The sequence below is a fragment of the Streptomyces sp. NPDC053755 genome (assembly GCF_040677675.1).
In the GTDB taxonomy this organism is placed as follows: Bacteria; Actinomycetota; Actinomycetes; order Streptomycetales; family Streptomycetaceae; genus Streptomyces.
In genome coordinates this window covers 119,228-125,471 of sequence record NZ_JBFASK010000014.1, presented here as the reverse complement: position 1 = coordinate 125,471, position 6,244 = coordinate 119,228, and the positions used below count along the sequence as shown (strand labels likewise).

Here is a 6,244-nt window from a genome sequence, read left to right as displayed (position 1 = left end):
GGCGCGGGGTCCCGGATCCGCGCGGAGCGCCGGGACGGTGAGGAACGACGGGTCCGGCGCGAGCCCCTCGCTCGCGAAGAGCCCCGGGGCGGGGCCGGCGAAAAGCTCAGCGCTCCCCGCCCGGGACCCAGAGCACGTCCCCGACCTCCTTGTTCGCGACGCGCGCGAGGATGAAGAGCAGGTCTGACAGCCGGTTGAGGTAGGTCGCGGTGAGGGCGTTCATCGACTCGCCGTGCACCTCGATCGCGGCCCAGGTGGAGCGCTCCGCCCGCCGGACCACCGTGCACGCCTGGTGCAGCAGGGCCGCGCCGGGCGTGCCGCCCGGAAGGATGAAGGAGCGCAGCTTCTCCAGCTGCTCGAGGAACCGGTCGCAGTCCGCCTCCAGCTTGTCGACGTAACTCTGCTCGACCCGCAGCGGCGGGTACGCCGGGTCCTCGACCACCGGGGTGGACAGGTCGGCGCCCACGTCGAACAGGTCGTTCTGGACGCGGACGAGGACCTTCACGACCTCCTCGTCGAGCCGCCCGAGCGCGATGGCCGTGCCGATGACGGCGTTGGCCTCGTTGGCGTCGGCGTAGGCCGAGATCCGCAGATCGGTCTTGGCGGTCCTGCTCATGTCGCCGAGGGCGGTGGTGCCCTGGTCGCCGGTACGGGTGTAGATGCGCGTCAGATTGACCATGGGCCCAGCCTAGTTACGCTCCGGCCCCGTGGAACGTCCGTGTGCCGACCGTCACGGCGACCACCGCCACTCCGACGGCGGCCGGCCCCCCACAGCACGGTCGTCGTGGCGCGGTGACCGAGGCACCCGCCCGGCATCGCGTTCCCGGGGCCTCCCGCATCCCCCGGCAGACCGCGGGCCGCAAGGCCGCCACCGTGTCCCGCGAGGTACTCGACCTCCTCGACGGGATCCAGGAGCTGCCGCGCGACCGGGTCCCGGGCTACGCCGTACGGACGCAACGCTTCCGTCCGGTGGCCTGCCGTGAGTGTGACGTCCGTCAAACGAGGCGTGACGCGCGTTACTTACCGGTCACACAGCGCCTCACGCCCGCTAATCTCCGCCGGAGAGCCAGAAGTGAACAGGCGTTAAGGGGTGGAACATCGTGGCCAGGAAGCTCGCCGTCATCGGGGCCGGACTCATGGGGTCCGGAATCGCGCAGGTCTCGGCCCAGGCGGGCTGGGACGTCGTCCTGCGTGACGTCACCGACGCCGCCCTGACCCGTGGCACCGACGGCATCAAGGCGTCGTACGACCGCTTCGTCGGCAAGGGCAAGATGGACGCCGCCGACGCCGAGGCCGCCCTCGGCCGGATCACCGCCACCACCGAACTCGACGCGGTCGCCGACGCGGACGTCGTCGTCGAGGCCGTCTTCGAGAAGCTGGAGGTCAAGCACGAGATCTTCCGCTCGCTCGACCGGATCGCCAAGGACGGAGCCGTCCTCGCCTCCAACACCTCCGCCATCCCGATCACCAAGATCGCCGCGGTGACGGAGCGCCCGGAGGCCGTCGTCGGCACCCACTTCTTCTCGCCGGTGCCGATGATGCAGCTCTGCGAGCTGGTCCGCGGCTACAAGACGAGCGACGCCACGCTCGCCACGGCACGGGAGTTCGCCGAGTCGGTCGGCAAGACCTGCATCGTGGTCAACCGCGACGTCGCCGGCTTCGTCACCACCCGGCTCATCTCGGCGCTGGTCGTCGAGGCCGCCAAGCTCCACGAGTCGGGCGTCGCCACCGCCGAGGACATCGACATCGCCTGCAGGCTCGGCTTCGGCCACGCCATGGGCCCGCTCGCCACGGCCGACCTCACGGGCATCGACATCCTCGTGAACGCCACCGGCAACATCTACACCGAGACGCAGGACGAGAAGTTCGCACCGCCGGAGCTGATGCGCCGGATGGTGGACGCCGGTGACATCGGCCGCAAGAGCGGGCAGGGCTTCTACAAGCACTGACGCCCGGCGGTCGTCCGGCGATCACCCCATGGGGTGAATTCGGTATCAGTTCGCTTACAAGGCGCAACGCTTCTGCGCCGACGACAGTCAGTTGTTGCAAAGACGGAGCACTCCCGGGGAGCGCATATGCACATCAGGGGCGACCATGTCGAGCTGGTCGTCGGGGGCCGCCTCGACGTCCGTAGCGCGGCGGACGCCCGTACGGTCCTGCACTCGGCCGTCGACGACGGCGTCGGCGACCTCGTGCTCGACCTGACCGGTCTCGACTCCTGGGACGCCACCGGTCTCGGGGTCATCATGGGCGCACACCGCCGCGCCGGCCGCTGCGGCCGCCGGCTCGTGCTGCGCGGGGTGCCGCCCCAGATGCAGCGCCTGCTGGTGGCCACCCGACTGCACCGCATCCTCGCCATCGAGGGCGGCCTCGCCGCGGAGTCCCTGCCCCGCGTGTGAGCGCGGCGCCGGGCGTCGGGGGCACGTCTCTTCGGCGTACCGCCTGTGAAGCCGCTGTGTGAACCAGGCGTCACACCCCAATCCTCACGAGACCGTGACGTCTTGGGCGGGCCGGCACCCCGGATGTTCCGGGATCCGCGCGAAAGGTCTAGGGTTCGGTCGCCCGCCCTTTGACGGAACCCACCCGGCGGGCACCGGACCAGAAGCGTCAGCGAGCGTGCAGATCGGCCGGGAGGGGCTTCGGCGCGCACCGCTTTTGGGGGCTTTGATCATGGACCCGATGAACCGGGGGCCGGAAGAATACGGCCACGACCACGAAGGCGACGACGCCCCGGACTCCCGAGGCGGCGCCCCCGAGCGCGGCCCCGTCGCGACGCCGACGCCCCCACGCGTCCGCACCGCCCGGCTCGTCGCCGGCGACCTCCTCCTCACCGTCAACCCCGTCGACGGCAGCGAGATCGAGACCTGCCCGCCCGGGGAACGCCCCGCGGCACCGCGCCGCCGCACCCCCGAGGAGCGCGCCGACGCCGCCCGCGCCGCCGCCCCGCCCGTGCCGGCGGGCCCCGCCGCCCCGCCCCTGCCGCTGATCGAGCGGCAGGAGGAGCGCGAACGGCTCGTCCAGCTCCTCGGCCGGGGCCGCTCCGTCCGCCTCTCCGGCCCCGCGGGCTCCGGCCGCACCGCGCTCCTCGACGCCGTCGCCGCCGACTGCGCCGGCCTCGCCCCCGACGGAGTGGTGCGTCTCTCCGGGTACCACCGCACACCCACCGAGCTGCTGTACGAACTCCTCACCGCCGTCCGTCACGCACCGGACCACCGGCCCGACCGGACCGCCCTGCTCGCGCTCGTCCACGAGATCGGCGCCATCGTCGTCGTCGACGACCTGGAGTTCGGCGGCGCCACCCTCGACGAGCTGCTGACCGCCGCCCCCGAGTGCGCCTTCCTGCTCGCCGCCACCCCCGACGTGCCGGCCGCCTCCGCCGACGCCCACCTCGAAGAGGTCTTCCTCGCCGGACTCGGCCGCGCCTCCGCCCTGGAGCTCCTGGAGAACGCCGTCGGCCGCAGCCTCACCGAGGACGAGGCCAACTGGGCCGGCGACCTCTGGTTCGAGTCCGAGGGCCTGCCCCTGCGCTTCGTCCAGGCCGCCGCCCTGCTCCGCCAGCGCGACCGGCTGCGGATCACCCCGGCCGAGTTCGACGCCTTCGGCACCCAGGAGGAGCCCCCCTCGGAGTTCGACGCCTTCGGCGCCCTCGCCGACGCCTTCGGACCCTCCGGCACCCCCGGCACGACCGAACCCGCGGCGGAGCGGCCCGACGAGGCCGCTGACTTCGAGCTGCGCGACATACCGCTGCCCAGCCTCGGCGAGGGCGCCGCCCCCGCCGCCCTGCTCGCCTCCCGGCTCAGCCATTCCGCCCAGGAGACCCTGCGGTTCGCCGCCGCCCTCGGCGGCGAGGTGCCGCACCAGGCCCACCTCCCCGCCCTCGTCGGCGACACCCACGCGGACGCCGCCCTCGGCGAACTCCTGGACTGCGGACTGCTCTCCCCGGTCGGCACCCGCTACCGCCTCGCCGCCGGCGTCCTCACCCAGCTCCTCGCCCACGGCTACGCCGCGGACGCGGCCGACCGCGCCCACACCGTCGCCCAGCACTACGCCTGGTGGGCCGGGCACCCCTCCGTCACACCCGCCCGGGCCGCCGCCGAATCCGACGCGCTCCTCGCCGCCCTGTCCGTACTCGTCCCCGGAACGGAATCCGAGCACCCCGCCGCGGCCGTCCTCCTCGCCCGCAGCGCCGCGCCCGCCTTCGCCGCGGGGCTGCACTGGGGCGCCTGGGAGCGGGCCCTGCGCAGCGGCCAGGAAGCCGCCCGTCTCGCCGGAGAAGTGGCCGAAGAGGCCTACTTCCACCACGAGCTGGGCGTCCTGGCCCTCTGCTCCGGGAACCTTGAGCGGGCCCGCGCCGAACTGGAGGCCTCCATCGGCCTGCGCGGCGCGCTCGCCGACAAGCGCGGGACCGTCGCCGGACGCCGCGCGCTCGCCCTGGTCGCCGACCGCGCCGAGGGACCGCCGTCCGCGGACCTCGTACCGGGCGAAGGGCCCGCCTCGCCGCCCCGCGGCATCCCGGCCGTCCTGGCCAAGCCAGCGGCGTCCGCACCCGCCAGGCCCGCCCTCCCCAAGGCCACGCCCGCTCCGACGCCCTCGCCGGCCGCCGCGTTCCCGGACTTCATGGAGGAGGGCCCGACGCTCATCTCCCGCCCCGACACCGTCCACGGCGGCGAGCAGCGACGCTCCGGTGCCGGGTGGCGCGTCCTCGCCGGAGCCCGCCGCAACCTCGTCGCGGTCGGCACCGGAGCGCTCCTCGCCGCCGTGCTCGGCACGGTGGTGACCATCGGGGCCACGTCGGGCAACGGCGACGACCCCGGCACCGACCGGGTCACCTCCGACCGCACCACGAGCGACGGGAGCGTCGGCGACGACGGCATGGACACGGAGGAGCCGACCGAGGGGTCGACGACCCGCCCCTCCGACTCGGCCTCGCCCGGCCCGACGGACTCGCCCACGCCGGGCGCACCCGGCACGACGGACACCCCGTCCTCCCCGGCCGGATCGACCGCGACCAGCCCCACGCCGGACGCGCCCACCACGTCGACGTCCGGGCGCCCGGTCCCGACGCTGAGCCCGACCACGAAGCCGACGCCGACCAAGCCGACGCCGACGACGACCGAGCCGACCGCGGATCCGACGGCGACGGAGACGACGCCCCCGGCCACGACGACCCCGCCGGTCGAGGGCGAGAACCCCAGCAACTCCGCCTCCGCCACGGACGGCGGCGCCCCCTCCACCGGCGCCCCCGCCTGACCGGGCCCCACGGCACGACGGAAGGCCCCGGGCGCGTCCATCGCACCCGGGGCCTTCCGCCGTGCCCGTACCGCCGAAACGGCCGGCCCGAACGCCTCAGAAGAGCCGCAGCTTGTCGTCCTCGATGCCCCGCATGGCGTCGTAGTCGAGCACCACGCACTCGATGCCGCGGTCCGTCGCCAGCACCCGCGCCTGCGGCTTGATCTCCTGCGCCGCGAAGACGCCCTTCACCGGAGCCAGGTGCGGGTCGCGGTTCAGCAGCTCCAGATAGCGGGTCAGCTGCTCCACACCGTCGATCTCGCCGCGCCGCTTGATCTCCACCGCGACCGTCCCGCCGTCGGCGTCCCGGCACAGGATGTCCACCGGGCCGATCGCCGTCGGGTACTCGCGCCGGATCAGCGTATGGCCGTCGCCGAGGGTCTCGATGCGATCGGCGAGGAGCTCCTGGAGATGCGCTTCCACGCCGTCCTTGATGAGGCCCGGGTCGACACCCAGCTCGTGCGAGGAGTCGTGGAGGATCTCCTCCATCGTGATGATCAGTTTCTCGCCCGCTTTGTTCACCACGGTCCAGACGCCGGCCTCGCCGTCGGCACCCTCCTTCAGGGTGCACGGAGGGGACATCCAGTTGAGCGGTTTGTACGCCCGGTCGTCCGCGTGGATGGAGACACTGCCGTCTGCCTTGACCAGGATCAGACGGGGCGCGGAGGGCAGGTGGGCGGTGAGCCGGCCCGCGTAGTCCACGGAACAACGGGCGATGACGAGACGCATGGTCGGCAACGCTACAAGAGAGACGCTCTTCCGCGCGATTCGGCTCTTAACGCCCGCCCAACACCCGTCGGTTATTGGCCGGTTGTGCTCCCAATCTCCTGGTGCGCTCCGCACCGCGCGCTTACCGTGGAAGCAGGAGGTCGCCGTCCGTGCACGCTGCGTGTCGCACGGGGGTCCTTCGCCCCTGCCCGTAAGACCCCGCACAACGGGGTCGCGAGAGGAGAAC

Annotated in this window: 5 protein-coding genes; 3 read left to right on the top strand and 2 right to left on the bottom strand. The window is 73.3% G+C overall.

What is annotated here, in order from left to right; all coding sequences use genetic code 11:
• Nucleotides 1–106 precede the first annotated feature (106 nt).
• Nucleotides 107–679, bottom strand: coding sequence for a cob(I)yrinic acid a,c-diamide adenosyltransferase (locus tag AB0K65_RS16275; RefSeq protein WP_365716868.1), 573 nt, complete (start codon nucleotides 677–679; stop codon nucleotides 107–109).
• A 421-nt stretch (nucleotides 680–1,100) separates the two neighbouring features.
• Here AB0K65_RS16275 and AB0K65_RS16270 point away from each other — a divergent pair, with 421 nt between their 5' ends.
• The 3 genes from AB0K65_RS16270 (at nucleotide 1,101) to AB0K65_RS16260 (ending at nucleotide 5,250) form a co-directional block, all read left to right on the top strand.
• Complete coding sequence (locus AB0K65_RS16270) at nucleotides 1,101–1,949, top strand: 3-hydroxyacyl-CoA dehydrogenase family protein (RefSeq protein ID WP_365716866.1); 849 nt, start codon at nucleotides 1,101–1,103, stop codon at nucleotides 1,947–1,949.
• A gap of 126 nt (nucleotides 1,950–2,075) precedes the next feature.
• Nucleotides 2,076–2,399: an STAS domain-containing protein gene (locus tag AB0K65_RS16265; protein ID WP_024761898.1), complete on the top strand. Its 324-nt coding sequence runs from the start codon at nucleotides 2,076–2,078 to the stop codon at nucleotides 2,397–2,399.
• A 271-nt stretch (nucleotides 2,400–2,670) separates the two neighbouring features.
• Entirely contained in the window at nucleotides 2,671–5,250 is a 2,580-nt protein-coding gene (locus AB0K65_RS16260; RefSeq protein WP_365716864.1) for an ATP-binding protein, read from the top strand.
• A 96-nt stretch (nucleotides 5,251–5,346) separates the two neighbouring features.
• On the opposite strand, the gene nucS is transcribed toward AB0K65_RS16260, so the two are convergent.
• Nucleotides 5,347–6,018, bottom strand: a complete 672-nt coding sequence (gene nucS / locus AB0K65_RS16255; protein WP_365716862.1) for an endonuclease NucS — start codon at nucleotides 6,016–6,018, stop codon at nucleotides 5,347–5,349.
• Nucleotides 6,019–6,244 lie beyond the last annotated feature (226 nt).